The sequence below is a fragment of the Radiobacillus deserti genome (genome assembly GCF_007301515.1).
Taxonomy (GTDB): domain Bacteria; phylum Bacillota; class Bacilli; order Bacillales; family Amphibacillaceae; genus Radiobacillus; species Radiobacillus deserti.
On the sequence record NZ_CP041666.1, the window covers coordinates 714,913 to 739,040 of the forward strand.

A 24,128-nucleotide genomic window follows, 5' to 3' on the forward strand; every position below is an offset into this window, starting at 1 on the left:
AACAATGAACTACAATCCTTATTCCTATTATCCGAATTATGGGAACGATCCTAGGTACAGCTTTAATAATCCACCACCGTCTCTGACGCCACATGCGATGGAACAGTACCAATTTGTGCCGTATCAAAATATGGGACTGCAGGATTTCGGTCAGCAGCCATATGTTGTGAATATTAACGAAGCTACGAGACAAAACAACACGTATCGAACTGCTTTGTGGACTGGAAAGCAGCTGCAAACTACGTTAATGAGCCTTCGAGTAGGAGAAGATATTGGACTTGAAATGCATCCAAACGTTGATCAATTTTTACGAGTGGAGCAGGGGCAAGGAATCGTACAAATGGGGAAAAGCAGAAATAACCTAACCTATCAACAGCGTGTGTATGAGGACTCAGCGATTTTTATCCCAGCAGGAACTTGGCATAACCTGACGAACACGGGGCGAACCCCACTAAAGCTGTATTCTATTTACGCGCCACCAAATCACCCTTTTGGAACTGTTCAAGTAACGAAGGCAGATGCAATGGCGGTAGAAGAACAATATATGTAATTTAGAAGAAGCGTTGGTCCAAAGAAGGATTAACGCTTTTTTTGTGGAATGTAAGAGTAAAGAAAAAGGAGACAATTCTTGGAAAGATTAAGCAACTACATACATCTAAAAACATTCATGGGATTATGATCTGTTAAGCAGCAGATATGCACAAGAGAACCATCATTTCTTTACGCATTTAAATATCGTTCTATCGTGGAAGGAATGGAGTTTTGAAGAATACAATAATGGAATGTCTAAAGAAAACAAGTATATAAGGAGGCAATTGCAATGAATCAAGTATTACTAATCATTGATGCGCAACAAGAACTAATGGATGGGAACAGCGAAGAAAAAGGAGTTTATGAGAAGGAAAGAGTAATTGTAACAATCAACAAGGTAATCGAAACGGCAACCAATAATAATATTCCAGTTGTTTGTATTAGAGATACAGATGTGGCAGGTGGAGAAGGACCGGGGTTTCAAGTTCACAAGGATATAAACGTCCCGTCAACTGCAACATTTTTTAACAAAGCGGCAACCAATTCGTTTTATGGAACACCACTACTAGCACACTTAAGGGATAATGATGTTAACCACCTTGTTATCATGGGGTGTCAAACAGAATACTGTATCGATACAGCGGTTCGAACAGCTACTGTAAGTGGATTTGATGTGACATTAGTTGCGGATGGACATACGACCTGTGATTCTAGCGTACTGCCTGCACAACAAATTATTGCACACCACAACAAGACGTTACATGGTCATTATAATGTGGACCATTTTTCTCTCGTAAGACATGCAGAAGAAGATTTGTTTCAACCAACTCATGATCAATACCGACAATAAAGGAAATCAACAAAAACATCAAATGGCTATAACGGAGGAACCATCATGATAGATTTAAAGCATAAATAGAGTAAGGTATTCTAGTTGGAAAAGTTTTTATTAATGAGTACACCGAAGAAACCCACAGCATGAACTTCCGCATTCTCATCGGACCAAGAGGGGGGACTGCGGTTTAGGAACGGAAGCTGACGAGAAAAGAATGGGAAATGCGAAAGAGTGGATGAAAAGAAATTAGAACATTCGTAGTTCAAGGAGACGATTAGAATGAATCAAACAACTGAAAAATTTGTAGAACGTATTGATGCAGTGTTTCTTCCTGTAAGAAATCTTAAGGAATCTTTGGCTTGGTATCAAGAGATATTTGGGTTCCAATTGCGTTGGGAAAATGAGAGAATGTGTGGTCTCGCAATTGCCCCTAATTGTGGGTTTCATCTTGTACAAGTTCCTGGTTTTCAACCGATTGATACATACACTCCATTCAATTATGTAGTGAAAGACGTAGAAAAAGTAAGAAATAAATTAATAGAAAAAAATGTGATTGTATCCAATTTTAGAGATGGAGAACCCAAACGTTTTGATTTAACAGATATAAATGGAAATATGATAAGTGTTATCCAATTATAAAACGCTAGATTGACCAACAGTAATGGAGAGAAGGGATTAATCATTGGGAGCATTAATAAAACAAAAAGTAATCATTACTGGAGCTGGTTCAGGGATTGGAAAAACATTAGTACACCAATGCCTAAACGAAGGAGCGGCCGTTATTGCCTGTGATATTAATGAACAGTCTCTAATTGAATTAAAAGAAGAAAATGAGTATCGAGACGCTCTTTTCACTTATCCATTAGATGTTAGTAAGTACCAAATGGTATCTGACTTCTTTGAATATGTAAACGCGGAGCACACCGATATAACGAGGCTAGTTAACAATGCCGGAATTTATTTAGGAAAGAATATTTTAGAATACCAAACAGACGAGATTGACAAGGTGCTAGATATAAATATAAAGGGCTATGTTTACTTTTCGCAGTTGTTTGGTAAAGAGCTATTAGATAGGCAGTCTAAAGGCGTTATCGTCAATATTTCCTCTGTATCCGGAATGGAAGGAAGCTCCGATGCGGTTTACGGCCTATCTAAAGCAGCTATACTCGGTTTGACGAAAAGCTGTGCGATGAACTTTGCTCCTTATATCCGAGTGAATGCAGTGGCACCAACGATGGTAGATACAGCAATGATGGGGACGATACCAGATTGGAGAAAAAAAGAATACTTAAGTCATCAACTAGTGGATCATCCCGTAATGCCGGAGGATATTGCTGATACAATAGTTTTTTTATTATCCGATAAAGCAAAGCACTACACAGGTGCTACCTTTGATATTAATAATGGAGGATATTTGAGATAGCTTTGAAGGGAATGAAACAAATGAAACAAGTAAACGAGTACATAGATTTTATTTTTACAAATAAAGATCCATTATTGGAGGAAGTCTTGGAATCTATAAAAGAAAATGGAATGCCGTCGATTTCCGTATCTCCTTCCTCTGGGAAACTACTAACCTTGCTTGTAAGTATTTCACAAGCCAAGAATGTACTAGAAATAGGTGCACTTGGTGGCTATAGCGGAATATGCTTGGCAAGAGGTTTTGGGGTGGAAGGAAAATTGACTTCGCTTGAATTAGAAGAAAAATATGCGAACTTAGCCTATACAAATCTATCTAAAGCGGGGTATGGGAATCAAGTCGAATATAAAATTGGACCTGCCTTGCAAAGCCTTGAAGAATTAAGAGATAGTGAGCAGAAATTTGATTTCTTCTTTATTGACGCAGACAAGGAGAACTACCTTAACTATTTAAATTATTGCATTGAGCTTGCTGAACCAGGAGCCGTTATTTTAGCAGATAATGTGCTTGCTGGTGGGACTATTGTGGATCATAATATGCCGGCTAAACGATATACAGAGTTTATGAAAACGTTTAATAAGTCAGTTGCGGAACATATAAAACTAGAGTCCTTACTTATTCCAATTGGGGATGGAATCACAGTATCTAGAGTGAAAAAGGAAATGTAATACCAATGAAGAATATATCGCTTGTATAAAGAAGAGATAATTCCATAAAAAAGGAGGGTATAAAATGGCACTAGATGTAAAAAAGGTAGATTTACAAAAAGCCGATATTTCAGGTTCAAAGTGGAAAGAAGTGAATGCACAGGAACTGGTCATAGAGAATGTAAGCTTAGCTAAAACGAGCATGAATAATGTGAACATGAGTAAGGTCGTGTTAAATGATGTTGATTTATCTGAGGTGAAGATTCAACATACTAACTTTAGTCATGCAGTTGTTGACCATGTTCATCTTTTTGGAACTGAATTCCATCATGCTGTATTGCCAATGGAAGGGGAACACAACTTTAATCCTAAAGAAGAATATAAGCCTGTTAGTTTTCACCACTGTGATCTCACCAAGGCACAATTCGACAGTTGTAATCTTTCCAAAGTCGAGATTTCAAATTGTGATATCTCAGGATTGAAAATTAATGGTATCCTTATCGAAGAGTTATTGAAAAATACATAAAACTTTACGTTGATTAGAGCTCACCTTTGCATATATTTAGGGTGAGCTCTTTCGGTGTTAGTGGATACATATAAACAGTGATAAGATTAGATAAGATATAAATTTTAAAGGAGTTTAGATAATGGATATTTTTTTCATTAACGCTTTCACTAAGAAAGAATTTAAAGGAAATCCGGCGACCATTGTCTTAATAAAAGAACAAAAGGATGGTAACTGGTTGCAGCAGTTTGCTAAGGAGACAAATCAGCCGATTACAACCTATATTCGGAAAATGGATAACAAATATCAATTAAGCTGGTTCACACCTGCTAAAGAAATCGACTTGTGTGGACATGGAACGATGGGAGCGTCTCATGTTCTATGGAGTGAGGGGGTTGTAGAAAAAAATATCCCGATTGATTTTGAAACAAAAGCAGGGAAATTAAAGGCTGAGTACACGAAGGAAGGCATAAAGCTCGAGTTTCCAGTCATCGAATCAACACCTTTAGATGCTTTTTACAACATGCAAGATGTTTTCCCTAACGTTCCAATACAAGAAATTACCTGGGCCAAAGATCGTTATATAGTAGAAGTTGAAAGTGAGTCTATCGTCCAACATGTGAACCCGAACTTTGATTTGATGAAAAAGTTGGATGGCGGGGTCATCATCACAACGTCAGAGTCGAAAAACTATGACATCGTTTCCCGTTATTTTGCCCCACATATAGGGGTCATGGAGGATTCTGTCACAGGTTCCGCACATTGTGCGTTAGCATATTATTGGGCTAAAAAGCTAAACAAAACAGAGTTTAGAGCATACCAAGCATCAGACAGAGGTGGCGAGCTCCTTGTTCGGGTAAAGGACCAAAAAGTAGAGATTGTCGGGGACTGTATGACTTTGATTAAAGGAACCTATCAAAATAGATAGTGCACACGATAGATGTTCAAAAAAATTAGGGAGGATCAAAAGTGAAATCCGTAAAAGTTTACCATTATGATGCGTTTAGTCAGGAACCGAATAAAGGAAATCCAGCCGGAGTTGTCCTTAACGGAGAAGATTTTTCAGAAGCAGAAATGCAAGAGATTGCATTAAGGGCGGGTTTCAGTGAGACAGCTTTTATAACGAAATCAGACATCGCGACCCTTGGGATTCGTTATTTTAAACCGGGGCGTGAGATGGACTTATGTGGACACGCCACAATGGCTAGTGTTTACGCTTTAAAGACAAGAGGCTTATTAGAAGACCGAACGAAATTTACAATGGAAACAAAAGCAGGAGTGCTTCCAATCCGCATAACGGAAACGAAGGATGAAACACGTATAACCATGAAACAAGCAACTCCACAGTTTAAGAAATTTAAAGGGGACGTAGAAGCATTAGCAAACTCACTAGGGATAACACCAGAAGATATAGATTCAGAGTTGCCGATTGTCTATGGTAGTACGGGAAATTGGACGTTAATCGTGCCAATTAAGGAACTGAGTGTCTTTAAGAGAATGATGCCAAATACGGAAGCTTTTCCATCTGTGTTGGCGGAAATTCCTGATTCCTCTATCCACCCGTTATGTTTAAAGACGTATCATTCAGATGCCGATATGCATGGAAGACACTTCTGTTCCCCTTATTCAGGAGCCGTTGAGGATGCGATAACAGGAACTGCTTCCGGAGTAATGGGAGCCTATTATGCAACCTTTATCGACAATTGTTTTGAAAAGCCCTTAAACCTTGTAGTGGAACAGGGGCAAGAAATAAACAAGGATGGGAGAGTTAGGGTACAGGTTTCTAGAGATGAACAAAACTTAGAAGTTGAGATTACTGGGAGTGCTATTTATGTAGAGGAATTTGATTTAGATTTAGGAGGACGAAACAGCAATGGATGATCTCATTTCTACAAAATTGTTAAATTGCGTATAATTCCGCTATACCTAATCGTCTTATTTATAGAACAAAGGAGGGATTCCATGGAAAAGTTGTTAAATAACTTAGAAGGGAACTTGATTCAAAAAACACGTGATGTCAAAAAGGACTTCGATCAGATAGTATCCGAATATGCCACAGATCTTTGGAACTTTTGTAGATACCTTACAGGCTCACCTTGGGATGGGGAAGATTTATATCAAGAAACATTAATCAAATCATTTGGTATTCTACCGTTACGATGGAGTGAGATTACAGACAAAAAATACTATTTATTTCGGATAGCAACGAATACCTGGTTAGATCAATGCAAAAAGCAGAAACGGGTGGTTGGGACTTTGGATGATGTTCCAGAACCAAAGGTGCACTTTTCAGATCAACTCTTATTAGAAGAAATACTTATTTCATTAGAAGAAAACCTGTCTCCAAAACAACTTGCAGCATTTCTATTATTTGATGTTTTCCAATTTTCTGCGGAGGAAGTGGCTGGTATCGTCCGAAGTACTCCAGGTGGCGTTTATGCCAATGTACAGCGAACTCGGAAGAAAATAACATCCATTGAACCAAAAAGTAAACCAACATCTTTACCACCTACGAGTCCCATCATCCAAGCCTATTTAGACGCATTTAACAAAGGGGATTTAGACCAATTGTTAGCTTTAATAAGTGAGCAGGCAGATAATGAAGCATTCCTTGGCTTTCAAGAATATTCCAAGGATGAAATGCGGAAGGGCTCTCTTCGCTATGGGCTTCCGGGTAACTATGCAAAAGAGGTTATTCTTTGGGGCAGACCAGTTATTGTAGTACTTACGAAAGAGGATAATGAGCTTCACGATATTCAGTATCAAGAAGTGGAGAATGATCAGATCGTTAGCCATAAAAGTTACTTCTTTCGGAAAGAACTGATTTTTGCGGCTGCAAAAGAGTTAGGATTGAAAGTTCAGCTAGTGAAGCCCCCTGTTGATTGGAGTTAAACCTTCATAATTGTGCACCGAATGTCGGATATCCTTAAGAGAATACTGCTATCTTTGAGTAGAAGGAGGTCATCAAATGGATATGCTTAAGAATGTCAATAAGGCGATGGAATATATAGAGAATAACCTTACAGATGAGATAGATATGAGTAAGGCTGCGAGAATTGCTCTCTGCTCTGAATATCACTTTAAAAGAATGTTTTCTTTTCTAGCAGGAATGTCTCTGTCTGAATATATACGCAGCCGACGACTATCTTTGGCTGCATTTGACTTAAGCAATCGAGAAATGAGAGTTATCGATGTCGCGGTGAAGTATGGCTACCAATCTCCAGATTCCTTTACTCGGGCATTTCAACATTTTCATGGTATTTCACCATCCGAGGTAAGAAAAGGTGGGCATTCATAAAAAGCATTCCCTCCGATGAGCTTCCGACTATCCATTGAAGGAGGCAGTAATATGAATTATCGTGTTATAACAAAAGAAGCGTTTCGTATTGTTGGATTGAAAAAAAGGGTGCCTATACAGTTTCATGGTGTAAATTCAGAGATTCATGATATGTGGAAAAGCTTAAATCATGAGAAGATCGCTCAGTTAAAGGAATTGTCTAATGTAGAACCTACCGGCTTGATTAGTGGATCTACCAATTTCTCAGAAGGAAGAATGGAAGAGCAAGGGGAGTTAGACCATATTATTGGTGTAGCCACAACGAAGCCAGCACCAGAACATTTCGATAGTTTAGAGGTTGGATCTTCCACATGGGCAGTATTTGAAGCGATTGGGCCATTTCCAGAGACTTTACAAAATGTTTGGGGAAGAATTTATTCAGAATGGTTTCCAGCATCCCAATATGAGCAAGTGAACGGACCTGAGATTCTATGGAATGAAGGAAAGGAAACAAGTTCTCCAACCTTTAAAAGTGAGATTTGGATTCCCGTAAAGAAAAGAGATAAGGGAAGAAGTGTTAATCCTAAGGAGGATTAACACTTTTTTTCGTGTATATAAAAGTAAGAGGGAAGAGTAGATGAAAGAAGAAATGCTACCTGCAATGATAAGGGATAAATACAAGGATGTTTAGGATATGGACAAAAAACTGAAAAAGATAATTAATTATGTAGAGGATATCAAGGAACGAAATGATAGTAGTGCAGCTGCTTTAGTTATGCTGAAGGACGGTAAAATCCTGCTTGAACACTATAGTGGAACGCACTCAAATTCACCTAATTCCAGATCTATAAGTGCCGATTCTCAATTCAATCTTGCTTCTGCACGAAAAAGTTATTTAGGATTAGCAGTTGCCTATGCGCTTTATGATGGAAAATTGAAAAGCCTTGATGACTATGCCATCGATTATGTTGAAGAGTTGGACAAAGAGCTTTTAGGAACGACAACTATCAGACATTTAGTCACACATTCTCACGGCTTACATGAAAAGGATGATGGATCCGTTTTTCGTGAATTTGAACCCGGTACAAATTGGGCATACAGGGGAGTTAACATCTTCATGATGACGGAGTTAATCCAAAAGCTTTATGGGAAAAGCTTTCCGGAATTAGTAAGGGAAAGGGTGTTTCAACCGTTAAGTTTCACAAAAACAGATTGGTACATAGAGTCGAATAACAATCTGGTCCAAGTCATTGAAAACCCCGAAGAACCTGCTTCTTATAAAATAGGACAATCAAATGACGGTTTTGAATCAAATCAGCACGCAACTGCCCTAGAATTTGCGTTATGGGGGAACTTGCATTTGAATAAAGGATTTGCAAATGAAAAACAGGTTGTACCGAAAAAGGTGATAGAAATAGCTACCAATGTACAAAGTCCCAATTATGATAATAAGCATCTACCACATAACGGATTGTTTTGGTACATTCAAGATGAACCAGCATTAAAAAGTGAAATCGGGGAGAGGGTCCCGAAAGGTTCTTTCCAAATAGTAGGAATAACTGGTCCGACACTATTGGTTATCCCAGAATACAATGTCGTTGTGGCAAAAATGTATAATAAGAGATACAACTACGGTGGATCCAATTATCTTTATTATCTTAAAGAGTTTAGTAATCTAGTAGCGGATGCATTTCAATAGAATCTATTTACGGTAGCAAAAACATAGATAACAGGAGCGTGAACATGAAGTACATCAAATACATAAGCATCCAATTTATCTTATTTTCTTTATTAATTTTTATGGCATATATCTCAGAACCTTATCTACAAAGACCGTTTGACAAAGTAGATGTAATTGCAATAGTAGTCATGGCACCATTTGTTTTCATTGTGCTTCATTTTGGGGATAAGCTAAAAGCCCTTGTTCCATCCATACATGTCCTAGTAAGGATATTGTTAACGGTTGTAGCAATCCTTTTAGCTATTATTTTAATCGGACTAGTCACAGGGGAACTGCAATTTTCTGAGAGTTAGATTGGAGGAGCAAGATGAAGACGTACAAATGGGTAGGATCAGAAAGAACCTTTATCGATGATATCAACATACTTGAGCTTGATCATATGGTGGTTGGACGTTTTGGAGGCAACTCCTCTGCTGGTCAAACGAAAAATGAGGACGGTTGTCTGGTTTGGGTAAACCTAGAGGAAGGCTGGGAGTTTGCGGTCATCCTGGATGCGCACGATTCTACAGAAAGTGCTGAGTTAGTTGTAACGACTATTGATAGTATGAAGCAATATATTATGGATTGTCTAACGGAACCATTACCTCAATCTTTCAAATCTATGGAAACCAATATTGTTGAAACCTTTCAAAGTAAGGCATTCTTAGAAAAGTGTAAGCAAGTGAAAGGAGAAACCGCGTGTCTCTTTGTTGCTAGGAAGCAGAACTATCTGTGGTGGTTATCGATAGGAGACTGTCCGTTGTATGTGCATCATCCAGAGCTTGCTCGACTTAGCGAATATCAACAAAATCATCGGAGTTTTTTTGAATGGATTGGAAAAAATAGTACCTTTCATCAAGGAGTTCCGAGCTATAGTTCTGGGATAAAACAATTAAGGCAAGGGGAAACGCATATCTTTATGACTACAGACGGATTAATTGAATGCCCAAATACAAGCTATTCGAATCCAGAGGAAATCTTTAAAATGTTTAAAGCCAAAACTACTAAAAATGGAGTTCAATCCTTATTAGAAGAGATTGCTAAAAAAGGGGTTCGAGATAGTACCACCATACTATCCTGGAAGGTGTACAATGAAAAGGATGCTGTGATGCCAAGTGATAGCTAAGGGGGAGAAGCCATGAAACGAACAGTCGGAATTTTCATGTTTAATGAAGTAGAAGTACTTGATTTTGCCGGTCCATTTGAAGTGTTTTCCCTTGCGAAATTGTTAGATACAGATGAAAAGGCATTTAACGTTAAGTTGATTTCACAGTCCGAAGAGCCCGTAACAGCGAGGAATGGCCTAAAAGTAGTACCTGATTTTAGTTTCTTCAATCATCCGCCTATAGACATTCTCATTATACCTGGAGGATACGGAGCGGAAGAGATAGAAATTCACAATCAAACCGCGCTTAATTGGATAGTCCAACAAGAATCAAAGGTAGAGATCTTAGCCTCTGTTTGCACAGGTGCTTTATTACTTGCCAAGGCCGGCTTGTTAGATGGAAGAAAGGCAACGACTCATTGGATGGATACCGACCGACTAGAACAGGAATTTCCAAAGGTTTCGGTCCAAAGAGATGTGAAATTTGTTGACGAAGGTTCTATTATTACATCTGGTGGTATATCGGCAGGGATTAATATGTCCTTTCACATCGTTTCACGTCTTCATGGTAATGAAGTAGCGAGAAACACAGCGAAAAGAATGGAATATGATATGGATATGTAATGAGGAGACAAAGAGATGAATCGATTAAGTCCAATAGAAGCAGCACAACAGTTTATTGAAAAGCATTTTCCGAATTGCCAGGGAGCGTTTTTAGGTGGAAGTACAGCTCGGGGAGAATATTCCAAGACTTCCGATTTAGATATCGTCGTTATAGACAACAGCTTTAACAAATCATATAGAGAATCCTTAATTGAATTCAGTTGGCCCATCGAAGTATTTGTACATAATCGAACTAGTTACCAGGCGTTTTTTGAAAGTGATAAGAAGCGAGCAAGACCGTCTTTACCGAGAATGATTGCAGAAGGTATTGTCTTAAAAGATGATGGAGAAATGGAAGCGATTCGAAAAGAAGCAGCGGAGCTTTTAGAATTAGGACCAGAGCCTTGGAGTAAAGATGTAATAGACATGAAGCGGTATTTTATTACCGATGCACTAGATGACTTCATTGGGAGTACGAATCGAGCAGAAGATTTATTTATCGCTAATGCTTTGACAGAACAAGCTAGTGAGTTTGTATTGAGGACGAACGGGAAATGGATTGGCGCATCGAAATGGGTAGTACGTTCATTAAAAGAGTATGATGGTGTATTGGCACAGCAATTTGTGTCCTCGTTTGATTTATTTTACCGGAATGGGGATAAAAGCAAGGTTATAAATCTAGTTGATGAAATTCTAGCACCATTTGGAGGCAGACTATTCGAAGGTTTTTCCATTGGAAAGTCTTAAAGTCTCTTTAATAGGCTATGATACTATATTATATGACAATGACATTTTAGGATAATAGAAGGAGATAGAATATGAAAACAGAACGCGAAAAAATGCTCGCTGGTGAATTATACAAACCAGGAGATCCGGAGCTAATGGAAGGCCGGAGGAATGCGAGAAGGCTGGTGCAGCTGTATAACCAAACGACTATAGACCAAAGGGACGAACGTGTGCGACTTTTAAAGAAGTTGTTCGGTTCTACCGGAGAGCATCTCAATATGGAACCAAATATTCGTTGCGATTATGGCTACAATATTCATGTAGGGGAAGACTTCTTTGCGAATTTTGATTGTGTCTTATTAGATGTTTGTGAAATTAGAATCGGAGATAATTGTATGCTTGCACCAGGTGTACATATTTATACAGCAACCCACCCACTTCATCCAGTTGAGCGTAACTCGGGCAAGGAATTGGGAAAACCAGTTACAATCGGACATAATGTTTGGATCGGTGGAAGTGCTGTTATTAACCCAGGGAGTAACGATTGGAGATAATGCAGTGATCGCTTCTGGTGCGGTTGTAACAAAAGATGTGCCAGCTAATACCGTTGTCGGTGGTAATCCTGCGAAGGTTATGAAAGAAATAGAACTGTAAAAAATGTGTCTTGCTCTTTACTTAGAAGCAAGGCATTTTTTATATCTGTGTAGTAGAATGAAGATTATGGAGTGAGGGATGACTGTTGTGTGAAAAATTGTGTCAAGAATGGACAAAACAGTCAGCGTCTCGTATTGTTTTATGTAAATAATTTCTTTTAATTCGTCTTACATAGGAAGTAATCGGGAGGAAATATGAAAACATCGCATGGTCTACTACTAACGTTTTGTGTCATTGCCATATCGTTCGCAGCTATCTTTGTAAAATGGTCGGATGCGCCTGCAACGATTATTAGCATGTATCGCATGTATTTAGCTTGTGTGTTACTATTACCAGTTTTGTGGTTCAAAAGAGCAGACATAAGTCGCCTCACCCAAAAAGATTGGCTATTCCTTGCATTATCTGGGGTGTTTCTTGGCATGCATTTTGCATTGTGGTTTGGCTCCTTAAAGCTAACAACGGTAGCTAGTTCTACGATTATATTATCCTTACAGCCTATTATTGCATTAATTGGTGGATATATCTTTTATAAAGAGAGAGTGTCTATGTCGATGATCACAACTATTGTAATGTCTATCATTGGAGTTGCCATCATTGGATGGGGTGACTTCGGTCTTAGTCCGGAAGTTATTCTAGGAGACTTTTTATCTTTTTTATGTGTGATTGCGGTAGTTTGCTATCTTTTAATCGGACAAAACAAAGTAAAAACGATATCCCATTGGGTGTATAGCTTTTTTGTGTTTCTTTTTGCAGGTATGGCATTATCTATCTTTAATTTAGTGGCAGATATTCCGATGACTGGCTATAGTTCTAGAGAATGGGGTATCTTTGCGTTATTAGCGATTTTTCCAACGGCTGCACATGTTATATATAATTCACTTTTAAAATATATGAATACCGCAACGATTTCCATGACGATTTTAGGAGAACCGGTTGGCGCTACCATTTTGGCAGCTATCCTTTTGAATGAGGAAATAGTTGGCATGCAGATTGTAGGAGGGATTTTTGTGCTTTTTGGTGTATTTTTATTTTTAACACAGCAACGAAAGGAAGCGGAAAAGCAGAAATCGGTGGAAGTTGTTTGAATTGCTGAAGAAGGAGAAGTAAGAACTTGTTTGTGAAGAATATCGGTGTATAACAAAAACCCGTATGGTTATTCATACGGGTTATATTCGTTTAATTACTAGCTGTTTTCTCTGGCTTTCTCACCAAAACAGGTTCTTGTTTCATTCGGACAAACACGGATTCCCCTAGAGGAAAAGCATGAAGAATATCCATGTGCACGACCCAGCTTTGGTCTTGGGTTTGTACGGTATAGTGAATTTCTTTGCCTTGATATTGTACACTTGTGATGACACCGGGAATTCCATCCTCCTCATAGGATAATTCAACCTGTTCTGGCCGAAGCGGATAAATGTTTCTTTTCTTCAATTCTTCAGAAACACCAAGGTCAGTCCATTTCAAGCTCGGCGCAAGCTCCGGAACAAAATGATTGCCATGCCAACCCCCTTTAATTAAGTTTGCTTTTCCAACAAAGCTAGCAACGAATTCAGTTGAAGGGAAGCTGTAGATGTCTCTCGGAGTGCCAACTTGTTCAATACGACCTTCGTTCATGACAACAATGCGGTCAGCCATAGCCAATGCTTCCCCTTGATCGTGTGTCACATACACAATCGTCGCTTTTGTTAAACGATGTATTTCTTGGATTTCTCTTCGCATCTCCATGCGTAGCTCCGCATCAAGGTTGCTTAATGGTTCATCCATTAGGAGAATATCTGGTTTTGGAGCGATAGCACGTCCCAATGCGACACGTTGTTTTTGCCCTCCAGAAAGCTCATTGGGCATTCTGTTGGCAAAATCCTGTAATTCTGTAATGTCTAACACTTCTTGAATTCGTTTTTCCAGATTCATATTTTTTGGTACAAACCGATGATGAACGAGTGGGAAACGCATATGTTCTTTTACATTTAGATGTGGCCAAAGAGCAAAAGATTGAAATACCATTCCAATGTTCCGTTTTTCCGGAGGTAGAGTTGCTTTTCGACTACCCACTTCTATCCCGTTCATTTGGATGCTCCCGTCTGTAGGAGAGTCAAATCCAGCTAGGAGTCGAAGGAATGTCGTTTTTCCACAACCAGATGGTCCAAGTATCGCAATGAATTCTCCCTTTTGAATGTCTAAATTGATACCTTTTAGAGCTTCAAATGTACCAAATCGTCTAACTAAATCCTTTATAACGGTTGTCATGAGGCTTTCCCTACCTTTCGATTCCATATTGCTTCTAGTCCATATAACACGACAAATCCAAGGATGATTAAACCAACAATTAAGCTGGAAAAGGCCGTAGAATACGTGGAATATCCGGCTTGTTCATAGCTAAAGATAACGACACCAATCGTTTCCGAATTACTAGACCAAAGTAAAGAGGAAACGGTTAATTCCGTTAAGGCAGTGAGAAAGACTAGAAAGGCGCCACTTAGTACACCTGGCAATAGAAGTGGGATGAGAATCTTCCTCCATTTTGCCCAGCCATTTGACCCACTGACCTGTGCGGCTTCTTCCATCGATATGTCTACCTGCATCACGGCGGTGATACTACCACGAACCTGTAAGATTAGAAATCTCGTTATATAGGCAATGAATAAAATCATAATCGACCCATAAATACCAGGGTTCCAACCCGGGATAGGTTCCATCCAAGCGAAAATCATAGAGAGCGCCATAACGGTTCCTGGTAGAGCGTATGGTAGCCCGATTGAAATCTCCGTCCACTTGTTCAATTGATTCGGTTTCCGAATCCGGTAATATGCAAATGCTGTCCCAATTACAATTCCAATCGCGGTTGTTATGGAAGCTAACGTTAAGCTATTAAAAAAAGCTTCCTTCGCTTTTGGACTTGTATCCAATACGAATTGATAATTTTCAAAACTAATATTCTTTAACGTGAAATCTAATCCATAAGCAGTTAGTAGTGAGGTCATCGCCATCGAAATCAACGGAACAATACCTGTTAAAAGGAAGAAGCACCATAGTAAGGCTTCAATCCAGATTTTTTTCTTTCCTAGGATATAACGTGGTTGTTTATCTTCAGTAGTTGTTTCGATTCGCTTCGATTTCCGTAATAACACCCATTGAATAAAGGTTCCTAGTAGCGCAATGACTCCTAATATCACAGAAAGCGTAGCGGCCTTCGCAAAAGCAGATGGGCCAAATCCTACGACCTGCTGATAAATATATGTGCTCAATACACTGATGTTCGCAGGAATACCGAGAAATGCTGGAATCCCGAAGTTATCAAGGTTTGCTAAGAAGGCAAGAAAACCACCACTTGCGATACCCGGTAAGGACAAAGGAATTGTAACCTTAAGAAACGTCTTCCAGCGGCTAGCACCAGATACTCGTGAAGCTTGCTCCAGCTCGCGTGGGATTTTTCTTAGTACACTCAGAGACATGAGATACACTAACGGGTAATGGGATAACCCTAGTACAAAAATAATTCCAGTTAAGCTATATAGATTGATCGATGGAACAGTAAACGGAAGAAATGAAACCATCTTTTGAAAAAGCCCACTCGCTCCAAAAAACTGTGTCCAGGCCAATGTAGATATGTAAGATGGGATAACAAATGGTAAAATGATAAAAATTTGCATTAGCTTTTTCGCACGGAGGTCCGTATAAGCGACGAGCCAAGCAAGAGAAACCCCTAAAATTACAGAAATTGCAGTGGATCCGATAACAACGAGTAGTGTGTTTTGAATTACGGACCAGGTCGTTGGATCCTGCAAAATCGTCGTATAATTGCTGAGGCTAAATGCCCCGTCGGATTTAAAGCTTATTGCTACCAACCGATAGATTGGTAATAGAAAAAAGACAAAAATAAGTGGAATTCCAATCCAAATTAAAAACTTTTTAGGTATAAATAGAGGAGATAATGCCTTGGAAGACACTATCTCTCTATTCGAGGATATATTTACTTTCATGAAATCACCTTATTCTCCAAACAGTTCACTAAATTGGGCTTTATCGTCTTCACGTGCTTGGTACAGCTCTTTAATATCCGCATTTAGCACGTCCATTTCTTCAATGGTTTTCAATCCTTCTGGTGCTTCTACCCCTTTACGAATTGGTGTATATCCAATTTCAGCAGCTAGCTTTTGTCCTTCTTCCGATAAAACAAAGTCTACAAATGCTTTCGCAGCAGCTTCGTTTTTCGTATTTTTCATAATTCCAATAGGCTCGGTGATAACAGGGACCCCTTCTTCTGGATAGACGAGCTTTACAGGAGAGCCTTCAGCTTCTGCACGTGCGACGATGAAATCGACAACCATTCCATATGATTCTTCGCCAGCAGCTACAGCTTTCAATACTGCGCCATTTCCTTCGGTTACGGTAATGTCATTGGACTTTAAGCTTTCATAAAAGTCCCACCCAAAGTCATCGTTACGAGTTAGCACACCAAGGTTATATGCTGCAGCACCAGAGTATAATGGACTTGGCATGATTGTACTACCGCTAGAACTAGGATCGGAAAGCACTTTCCAAGAGGTTGGCATCTCTGATACTTTTTCCGAATTGACGACTAAAGCAGTGGACATGACTTTTGTTCCTGTGTACGTACCATCTGGATCTACAAATTCTTCCGGAATTTCATTTGCTTCTTCTGATTTGTAGGAAAGGAGCATTTCTTGTTCCTTTAAGCTTTCGAACGTTACAGCGTCTGCTACTAAAAGAACGTCAGCTTGTACATCTCCAGCTTCTTGTTCAGCCATTACCTTACTAATTACTTCTTCCGTACCAGAACGGAAAATATTTACGTTTACATCTGGATACTTTTCGTTGAAAGCAGATACTAATTGCTCAGCATCTACGTCGGGCTGGGACGTATAAAAGGATAAATCACCAGATACATCTCCTGAATTTGTCGTTTCTCCTTGAGCAGCACATCCTGTGAATAATGTAATACTTAATAGTGCAGCGACACCTAATTTGAATTTAGACATGGAACATTTCCTCCTTGTTTCGATTAAATGGATAGAACCAACGATTCATTTGGTCCAATTTTCGTTTTTGTGTCCCGCGCATTTCAACAGGGGACACTGTAATAAACCCTTCACGTAAAGCGGCGAAGTCTTTATCCTTTGCTAGCCCTGTGAGCTGTTGATATTCATCCTTTAGCCAGTAATAAAGTTGGCCATGTGGATCATTAAGACCAACGTAACGGTACCGAGCAACAGTCATATCTAATGGAACCACTTTTACTCCACGGCAAAGTTCTTTGGATGTATAAGGTAAATTAATATTAAGCATCATTCCTTTTTGAATTTGATTTTGTAAGATCACCTCCGCGATTTGGTAAAACAACGGCTTCACCTGCTGATAGTTGATGTTACTTCCATCTAAGGATGCAAGTGAGACGGCAACTGCCGGTACTTCGGATAAGGCTGCTTCTGTTGCTCCGGCAATGGTTCCAGAGTAATAAACATCCCTCCCTAAGTTTGGTCCTATATTAATCCCCGAAAAAACAATATCGGGCGGTTCTTTCATTAGTACTTCCAAGGCAAGCTTTACACAGTCAGCTGGAGTCCCATTAACCATCCAAGAGTGGACACCAGAGGAAAAGAGGCTCGTTTGAATGGCTTTTAATGGGTTTCTTAATGTAATGGAGTGGCTAATGGCGCTGCGCTCTTTATCTGGGCAGACTACATATACGTCTCCAAAATGCTGTAACACATTGACCATGGCTTCTAGACCGGGATGGAAGATGCCATCATCATTAGTAACTAAAATTCTCAACGCTTTCCCTCCTCAGGATGGATGGATTGGATAAATAAGAAAGATTTTGTTGCAGCTTTGAGAGAGAGCGGTTATTATCAAAGCCTTCTACTACAACAGGTAGATTGGATGAAACTAGTTCTTCTAGAATACGCTCCAGTTTGATAGAACCTTTTCCTAGCGGGACATGGTAAGCATCTTCTGTGGAATCACTGATGTGGACTTTATTAATACGATTTAACTGACGAAAATAATCGATTGGATCTGCAGTTAACGGTACATGTGCCACATCAAAAGTTGTATGAACATTCTCTGGTAGATGGTTTAATAAATAGTTCATGGATGGAGGCTCTGTAATGAATTCTTTTTGGATTGGTTCCATTAACTCGATAGATAGGGTTACTCCGAGTCTATCTGCTTTATCTGCTAGGGCTTGCAGGTTTTCGATTAACAGCTGCTCATGCTTTTCTTTCCATTCATCCTGTAAAGTTCTTCTACCCGGGTGGATGGTGACGTTTGTTGCGTTTAATTCTTTTGCTAGAACAAGCGACTTCTCAATTTCTATGATGGATTGTTGTCTAACACCTTTGTTAATAGAAGCTATATTTAAATCCCAACTGGCAGCATGTAATGAAAGTTCCAACTCATAATCTTGCTGTGCCTGTAGAATAGAACGGATAGAAGCTTGATAATGCCAGACATGCTCTGCCCAAATTTCCACACCACTGAAGTGGAATTGCTTGGCCAATTTAATGACATCGTTTGGTTCATATGCCCACAGTAGGGAGGAAGATACATACAGTTTCATAATATTCCCTCCTTTTCTCGCCACTGAGTAATACAAGCCTCGTCCATTTCCACACTTCCTATTGGAAATGGGTTTCGTGAATTTGGTCCGTGATGGTCACTCCCACCAGACATAAGCAGTCCACGCCTTAACGCTCGGTCTCGCCAAAAGTCAGTTTGACCGGGAGTGTGTTTTGAATGAAAAACTTCAATACCATCTATTCCATACTCGACTAGTCGATCGATATGTACGGGGAACGTGTATATGCCTGGATGTGCCACATAAGCTTTTCCACCAGCTTTGTGAATAAGTGAAATGGCATCTTCAGCTGTAAAAGGGGCACGAGGACAAAAAGCAGGTGCTCCTTTGCGTAAAAGAACGTTAAATGCTTGTCTTGGTGATGAAAAATAACCTTTCGCAAACAGCTCTGTTGCAATGTGTGTTCTCACAATGACATCGCCGGCTGCGTGGGCCATACAGTCTTCGAAGGTGATGTTAAAGTCTAAAGCTTGTAACTTTTGGACAATTTGCCTAGCCCAATCCATTCGTTGCTCCTGTCTCGTTTTAATATGATTCAAAAGAACAGGAGCATTAGGATCAAACTGATAGCCTAAGATGTGGAGTTCCCCATCTGGACCATCTGTATTCAGTTCAATACCGGGAATAAGTGTTATTCCCATGGTTTCTGCATAAGTAATCCCTTCGTGGTATCCAGCGATTTCATCATGATCGGTAATGGCAATCATATGGATGTGGTGATCTGCTGCATATTGAACTAATTGTTGCGGTGTCCATTCCCCATCCGAAAATGTGGAATGCATATGTAAGTCCATCTTCATGTATCTTCACCTCAATCTATCGATCTTGGTTTCTATGTTACGCCTTGAATATTAATCTCGTATAAATAGAAAATTGAAATTTTATTAAGGGTGTGTAAAGAGAGGGGGAGATTTAGGAGAGCTGTGCTATAAGTGATTATCTTTTGAAGATGCTTATTTATCAGGGTTTATGGTGATGTGAGTCCCGAGTAATGTTCTGAATTTCATTAATCAAATGTTAATAAATTTACGGTTTGTTTATATTCGGTGATGGGTAAGAAAAAGGAACTTGAAAATCAAGCTCCTCCATTGTCTACCGTTTTATAGGATGCTATCCGCTCCTCTAAGGTGCCTGTATGTAATTCGAATAAGTTGTGGTCATAATCATAGAAGTAAATGGAGTAGCCTTCCCCTTGTATTCTAGGTCTAGGAGGCTTCATCTCTAGTTTTAAGTCTTGAATCTTAGTTACATAGTCATCAACATCTTCCTCATTAATTTTGAAAGCAACGTGATGGTAGGTTTTATTTACGATATTCTCACTTTCCATCAATGCTATCCAGTGCCCTCCGATGAGGAAAAAGCGTTCTTTATAAAGAGAATGGGTCTTCTCTCCACTATAATAAACCTCCTTTGCATTAAATAACTCTTTAAACAACGCCGTTGTTCTATCTAAATCCTTCACAACAAATGTGATGTGACTAATTCCTTCAAGCATGCTTATCCATCCTTTCTTGTTAATATAGACGAAAAAAAAGAAATTGTGTTTCAAAAGGTTTAAGATATAGGTTCAATGTGGAATGAACGTCTTGTAATTTGGGGTTTATGTTAAAATAATGGAAGGTTGGGAAGGAGGCACATTCTTACCAGTTTATCAGCATGAAGAGGAGTCGCTTTAATAGAGGTATATTCATTAATCATCCCTGTTAGACGTTCGAAACATTTATGACTACTTATTCGTACTAATAGTAGTACATCATCAAGAAGGAGAATCCATATGTTGCCAATTGTATTATCTATTTTACTCGTAATTGCAATGGGTATTTCCATAGCTGTATTAATTCAAAGAAGAAAAAAAGCAGGTATTACTGGAGTGAAAACAGCGTTATCCTCGATTTGTTTGTATCTAATGGCTGTCGTTAATCTATGCGCGTATTGGTTAGATTTTATGGGGATTATTAGTTGGACATTATCCATTGTTTTACTTTTCCTAGCTGCATACTTTACGAAGTTTCTTCACTTTTCAAAAGATAGATAAAGGAGTTGTTTTATACATGCCAACTTGCCAACAATGTGGAAGACAATGGACTTGGCAGCAGACATTAAGACGAACATTTACTCTAGGGAATAAAATGAAGTGCCCACATTGTAATCAAAACCAATATATAAGTGCAACAGCTCGCAAACGATTAGCGATCTTCAATTTTATTGGTCCTTTCATGATTATTTCAGGTATAGCGAGCAACTCCATGATAGTGGGACTTGGTATTGGAGTAGTATTGTTTGCCCTGGCGATTATAATGTATCCTTATCTTGTGAGATTAGCTAACCATGAAGAATCTTTGTGGTAAAGGTGGTCAAATATGATTGATGCTTTGTTTCTATTATTAACGACTGTCGTTATCGCTTATCTTCCGTTTTCTGTAGTGATGACAAATAAAAATTGGAAGGAACGAGGACTTAAAGATTCCATTCAAGCATTACCTTTTTATGCAGTGGCCGTAATGAACGTCTTCGCTTATTGGCTGGATGCTATGGGATGGCTAAGTTCGGTCCTCACCATGATGCTAGTTTTAATCGGTATGCATATATCAAGGAAAGTTCCGTTGACTGCAGAAGTGCCCCAATAAAAAGCGGACCGCGACGGAACTGCGGTCCGAGTAGCCCCCCTTATTGAACTCGCCATTTTCGTCTCCAACTGCATCACTTGCCACAACCACATCCCCATCAAAAAAAGCATGATCCCCAAATTCATGGAGATCATGCCCCAAACTAAACATCCTTCCGAACGACTTCCAAATGCTCATCTGAATGATATTGCTGATAGCTTTTCAAAATAGATTTTAAATGTCGTAATTCTCGATTATATTCCATTAGCTGAGTTGCTAGCGGAAGGAACATTAAACGGTTTTCTTCTTCGTTTTGATAAAGATGGATAAGTTCTTCAACAAGCACCGGAATGTCAGGTTCTGAGATGTCTTGTAACGTTTCTTTGTGCTGTTTTTTTATTCTCCCCATCGAGCTTAGCAATAGTTTCTCGTGGGAGTGAATCACTTTGTCGAGCTCTTGAACAAGAGCTGTCTGAAAGGATTTGGGAACTTGTTCGATTTTTTCGTTTAGTTTATGGAAAGCCTCTAATACATCATAGGCTTCTTTCGTTGCTGCAATTAGGTGGCGGAACACGATTAATTTTCTTGCCTTTGAATACTGACTTTTCTTCGTATAAGAACGTTCCTCTTTAAATAGGAGATACGTTTGATCGATCGACTGAATTTCTTCTTCAAGTCGATCTAGCTCACCTTTTAATGCTGGTTCGTCAGACAAGTGTCTAGTCGTAATTCGTAACCATTGCAGGAGGTCTGCGGTCGTTTTGTCTATTCGTTGGAATAGCTTCGTCTCATATTTCGGCGGAATAAAGACGAGATTCACAACGAATGCGGATAAAATCCCAAGCATTAACGACGAAAAACGCATCGCTGCAAATTCGGTAAAGGCGAGCTCGGTTGTTTCAGTAATAGCGATAACGGCGACAATCGCCAGTGCTACTGTGCTTTCTGACATTTTTAAAGCCATACAAATTCCGATAACGAGAACGATCGTAAAACCGATGACAAATGGGTCGTTCCCTAACGTGAATACGATAATCATGGCAATGAATGCACCGATCACATTTGCTTGAAGCTGCTCTAAAATCGTTTGGAATGACCGGTATATCGATGGTTGTATAGCAAAGACTGCTGTAATCCCTGCGAAAACAGGGGATGGAAAACCAATTAACTTTGCAATATATAGAGAGATAGCAACGGCTAACCCCGTTTTGAGCATTCTAGCTCCAAGTTTCATATCTACCATCCTTTGTTATACACGAGTCTAGCTTTTTAGTGTATGGTGGCTTTTCGTTCAATATTCCAAAGTTACCACCGTCATTATACCAAAGAATAAAGAAAGACAAAAAAAGAGCTTCTGCAGATGAATGCAGAAGCTAGTTTCATGCTTTGAAAGGGAAGTCATTTGAAATTGACAACAAAAGCATGATTGTTTCACAAATATATTACCATAGCATGAAAATTTTATCAATTAATATTCAGAATTTTGCATAAAAAATCACTATTATTTTTCAAATGTTGATTTCACACAATTTTACGAACAGATATACACATATTTATTCACTTTTCATGTGTTTAAATGCATGCTCAACAGCGTGCAATGTTTCGACAATATCCGATTTGGTATGCGCAATGGTTAAAAACCAAGCTTCATATTTCGACGGAGCAAGATTTATTCCTTGACCTAACATCAGCTTGAAGAATGTCGCAAACTGTTCCCCGTCTGTTGCTTCGGCTTGGGCATAATTCATGACTTTTTCATCGTTAAAATAAACGGTTAATGCTCCAACTAAACGATTAATTGTGATTTGGATGCCGTGTGTACGAGCGTGTTCTAAGATTCCTTTTTCTAACATCGCACCAAGCTGATCCATTTTTTCATAAATGCCTTCCTGTTGTAGCACTTCTAAGCATGCAATCCCTGCAGACATCGAAGCTGGATTTCCAGCCATAGTTCCTGCTTGATAGGCAGGACCAAGCGGAGCAACCTGTTCCATGATTTCTTTTCGTCCACCATATGCTCCGATAGGGAGACCTCCACCGATAATTTTTCCTAGGGCGGTCATATCTGGCTCGACGCCAACTATTTTTTGAGCACTTCCATACGTGAAGCGGAATGCTGTGATTACTTCATCGTAAATAACAAGGGCACCAGCTTCATGGGTTAAGTCATTTACTTGTTGTAAGAAGCCAGGTAACGGTTCAACGATGCCGAAGTTCCCTACGATGGGCTCTACTAGAACTGCTGCAACTTGATCGCCCCAACGCTTTAACGCTTCTTTATATGCCTCGATGTCATTGAATGGAACGGTAATCACATCTTCGGCAATGGATGTTGGAACCCCTGCAGAATCCGGTGTACCAAGTGTAGAAGGACCCGAGCCAGCTTGGACTAGAACTAGATCGGAGTGGCCATGGTAACAGCCAGCGAACTTAATGATTTTGTTTCGGTCGGTAAACGCTCTTGCGACACGGATGGTTGTCATCACAGCTTCCGTACCAGAATTAACAAAACGAACCTTGTCCATCGAAGGAATCGCTTCCTTTAGCATTTGGGCAAACTTGTTTTCAAGCTTGGTAGGTGTTCCGTAAAGCACGCCGTTTTGTGCTGCCTTCGTAATCGCTTCCGTAATATGGGGATGCGCATGTCCCGTAATAATCGGACCGTATGCTGCTAAATAATCAATATACTTGTTTCCATCGACATCCCAAAAGTAGGCTCCTTGCCCTTTTTCCATATAAACAGGGGAACCACCGCCAACCGCTTTATAAGAGCGGGAAGGGGAGTTAACACCACCCACGATATGCTGTTGTGCTTCTGTATGTAATCGTTCTGATTCAGTAAATTTCATCGTTTACCCTCCTTAAATCTAGGACTCATTATAACAAAAAAGTAGCCTACGT

27 protein-coding genes and 2 pseudogenes are annotated in these 24,128 nt (G+C 39.4%); 20 read left to right on the forward strand and 9 right to left on the reverse strand.

Annotated elements, in window-relative coordinates:
- Positions 1-4: 4 nt before the first annotated feature.
- The 17 genes and pseudogenes from FN924_RS03815 to FN924_RS03900 all read left to right on the forward strand — a co-directional run bounded on the left by FN924_RS03815 (position 5) and on the right by FN924_RS03900 (position 13,108).
- Positions 5-550, forward strand: a complete 546-nt coding sequence (locus FN924_RS03815; protein ID WP_143892144.1) for a cupin domain-containing protein — start codon at positions 5-7, stop codon at positions 548-550.
- Positions 551-820: 270 nt separating this feature from the next.
- On the forward strand, positions 821-1,381 hold the full coding sequence (locus FN924_RS03820) for a cysteine hydrolase family protein (RefSeq protein WP_143892145.1): 561 nt from the start codon (positions 821-823) through the stop codon (positions 1,379-1,381).
- A gap of 264 nt (positions 1,382-1,645) precedes the next feature.
- The gene (locus FN924_RS03830) at positions 1,646-2,005 is read left to right on the forward strand and encodes a VOC family protein (protein WP_143892146.1); all 360 of its coding nucleotides are present in this window, start codon (positions 1,646-1,648) and stop codon (positions 2,003-2,005) included.
- 43 nt (positions 2,006-2,048) lie between these two features.
- Positions 2,049-2,789, forward strand: coding sequence for an SDR family NAD(P)-dependent oxidoreductase (locus FN924_RS03835; protein ID WP_407692006.1), 741 nt, complete (start codon positions 2,049-2,051; stop codon positions 2,787-2,789).
- 20 nt (positions 2,790-2,809) lie between these two features.
- The gene (locus tag FN924_RS03840; RefSeq protein WP_143897115.1) at positions 2,810-3,454 is read left to right on the forward strand and encodes an O-methyltransferase; all 645 of its coding nucleotides are present in this window, start codon (positions 2,810-2,812) and stop codon (positions 3,452-3,454) included.
- Positions 3,455-3,518: 64 nt separating this feature from the next.
- Positions 3,519-3,959, forward strand: coding sequence for a pentapeptide repeat-containing protein (locus FN924_RS03845; RefSeq protein WP_143892147.1), 441 nt, complete (start codon positions 3,519-3,521; stop codon positions 3,957-3,959).
- A gap of 121 nt (positions 3,960-4,080) precedes the next feature.
- Positions 4,081-4,866, forward strand: a complete 786-nt coding sequence (locus FN924_RS03850) for a PhzF family phenazine biosynthesis protein (RefSeq protein WP_143892148.1) — start codon at positions 4,081-4,083, stop codon at positions 4,864-4,866.
- 41 nt (positions 4,867-4,907) lie between these two features.
- On the forward strand, positions 4,908-5,819 hold the full coding sequence (locus FN924_RS03855; RefSeq protein WP_143892149.1) for a PhzF family phenazine biosynthesis isomerase: 912 nt from the start codon (positions 4,908-4,910) through the stop codon (positions 5,817-5,819).
- Positions 5,820-5,900: 81 nt separating this feature from the next.
- A complete protein-coding gene (locus FN924_RS03860) occupies positions 5,901-6,830 on the forward strand; it encodes an RNA polymerase sigma factor (protein WP_143892150.1) in 930 nt (309 codons plus the stop codon).
- A gap of 76 nt (positions 6,831-6,906) precedes the next feature.
- A pseudogene (locus FN924_RS03865) lies at positions 6,907-7,812 on the forward strand (AraC family transcriptional regulator).
- Positions 7,813-7,909: 97 nt separating this feature from the next.
- Positions 7,910-8,914, forward strand: a complete 1,005-nt coding sequence (locus tag FN924_RS03870) for a serine hydrolase domain-containing protein (protein ID WP_143892151.1) — start codon at positions 7,910-7,912, stop codon at positions 8,912-8,914.
- A gap of 44 nt (positions 8,915-8,958) precedes the next feature.
- The gene (locus FN924_RS03875; protein ID WP_143892152.1) at positions 8,959-9,249 is read left to right on the forward strand and encodes a hypothetical protein; all 291 of its coding nucleotides are present in this window, start codon (positions 8,959-8,961) and stop codon (positions 9,247-9,249) included.
- A 14-nt stretch (positions 9,250-9,263) separates the two neighbouring features.
- A complete protein-coding gene (locus FN924_RS03880; protein WP_143892153.1) occupies positions 9,264-10,061 on the forward strand; it encodes a PP2C family serine/threonine-protein phosphatase in 798 nt (265 codons plus the stop codon).
- A 12-nt stretch (positions 10,062-10,073) separates the two neighbouring features.
- Positions 10,074-10,664 (forward strand): DJ-1/PfpI family protein, encoded by a 591-nt coding sequence (locus FN924_RS03885; protein WP_143892154.1) that lies wholly within the window; start codon positions 10,074-10,076, stop codon positions 10,662-10,664.
- Positions 10,665-10,679: 15 nt separating this feature from the next.
- Positions 10,680-11,390, forward strand: coding sequence for a nucleotidyltransferase domain-containing protein (locus FN924_RS03890; RefSeq protein WP_143892155.1), 711 nt, complete (start codon positions 10,680-10,682; stop codon positions 11,388-11,390).
- Between the two features lie 71 nt (positions 11,391-11,461).
- A pseudogene (locus FN924_RS03895) lies at positions 11,462-12,023 on the forward strand (maltose acetyltransferase domain-containing protein).
- A 194-nt stretch (positions 12,024-12,217) separates the two neighbouring features.
- Complete coding sequence (locus FN924_RS03900) at positions 12,218-13,108, forward strand: DMT family transporter (RefSeq protein ID WP_143892156.1); 891 nt, start codon at positions 12,218-12,220, stop codon at positions 13,106-13,108.
- Positions 13,109-13,199: 91 nt separating this feature from the next.
- On the opposite strand, the gene FN924_RS03905 is transcribed toward FN924_RS03900, so the two are convergent.
- From FN924_RS03905 to fosX, 7 genes are all read right to left on the reverse strand, one after another.
- Positions 13,200-14,270: an ABC transporter ATP-binding protein gene (locus FN924_RS03905; protein WP_143892157.1), complete on the reverse strand. Its 1,071-nt coding sequence runs from the start codon at positions 14,268-14,270 to the stop codon at positions 13,200-13,202.
- Positions 14,267-16,003 carry an ABC transporter permease gene (locus FN924_RS03910; RefSeq protein ID WP_143892158.1) on the reverse strand — a complete coding sequence of 579 codons (1,737 nt, stop codon included), beginning with the start codon at positions 16,001-16,003 and terminating at the stop codon, positions 14,267-14,269. Before FN924_RS03910 ends, FN924_RS03905 begins: the two co-directional genes overlap by 4 nt.
- Positions 16,004-16,012: 9 nt before the next feature.
- Complete coding sequence (locus FN924_RS03915) at positions 16,013-17,023, reverse strand: ABC transporter substrate-binding protein (RefSeq protein WP_143892159.1); 1,011 nt, start codon at positions 17,021-17,023, stop codon at positions 16,013-16,015.
- Positions 17,016-17,816 (reverse strand): 5'/3'-nucleotidase SurE, encoded by an 801-nt coding sequence (gene surE / locus FN924_RS03920; RefSeq protein ID WP_143892160.1) that lies wholly within the window; start codon positions 17,814-17,816, stop codon positions 17,016-17,018. Before surE ends, FN924_RS03915 begins: the two co-directional genes overlap by 8 nt.
- A complete protein-coding gene (locus FN924_RS03925; RefSeq protein ID WP_143892161.1) occupies positions 17,797-18,603 on the reverse strand; it encodes a sugar phosphate isomerase/epimerase family protein in 807 nt (268 codons plus the stop codon). Before FN924_RS03925 ends, surE begins: the two co-directional genes overlap by 20 nt.
- Positions 18,600-19,421 carry a PHP domain-containing protein gene (locus FN924_RS03930; protein ID WP_228409555.1) on the reverse strand — a complete coding sequence of 274 codons (822 nt, stop codon included), beginning with the start codon at positions 19,419-19,421 and terminating at the stop codon, positions 18,600-18,602. Before FN924_RS03930 ends, FN924_RS03925 begins: the two co-directional genes overlap by 4 nt.
- 275 nt (positions 19,422-19,696) lie before the next feature.
- Positions 19,697-20,116, reverse strand: coding sequence for a FosX/FosE/FosI family fosfomycin resistance hydrolase (gene fosX, locus FN924_RS03935; protein ID WP_143892163.1), 420 nt, complete (start codon positions 20,114-20,116; stop codon positions 19,697-19,699).
- Positions 20,117-20,395: 279 nt separating this feature from the next.
- On the opposite strand from fosX, the gene FN924_RS03940 reads away from it, so the two are divergent.
- Genes FN924_RS03940 through FN924_RS03950 form a run of 3 tightly spaced genes read left to right on the forward strand, consistent with a single transcriptional unit; the run spans position 20,396 to position 21,248 of the window.
- Positions 20,396-20,656, forward strand: coding sequence for a hypothetical protein (locus FN924_RS03940; protein WP_143892164.1), 261 nt, complete (start codon positions 20,396-20,398; stop codon positions 20,654-20,656).
- A 16-nt stretch (positions 20,657-20,672) separates the two neighbouring features.
- Positions 20,673-20,969: a TIGR04104 family putative zinc finger protein gene (locus tag FN924_RS03945; RefSeq protein ID WP_143892165.1), complete on the forward strand. Its 297-nt coding sequence runs from the start codon at positions 20,673-20,675 to the stop codon at positions 20,967-20,969.
- A gap of 12 nt (positions 20,970-20,981) precedes the next feature.
- The gene (locus tag FN924_RS03950; protein WP_143892166.1) at positions 20,982-21,248 is read left to right on the forward strand and encodes a hypothetical protein; all 267 of its coding nucleotides are present in this window, start codon (positions 20,982-20,984) and stop codon (positions 21,246-21,248) included.
- A 142-nt stretch (positions 21,249-21,390) separates the two neighbouring features.
- Here the strand turns inward: FN924_RS03950 and FN924_RS03955 are convergent, their stop codons facing one another.
- Entirely contained in the window at positions 21,391-22,461 is a 1,071-nt protein-coding gene (locus tag FN924_RS03955) for an FUSC family protein (protein ID WP_143892167.1), read from the reverse strand.
- Between the two features lie 319 nt (positions 22,462-22,780).
- Entirely contained in the window at positions 22,781-24,076 is a 1,296-nt protein-coding gene (locus FN924_RS03960) for a glutamate-1-semialdehyde 2,1-aminomutase (RefSeq protein WP_143892168.1), read from the reverse strand.
- Positions 24,077-24,128 lie beyond the last annotated feature (52 nt).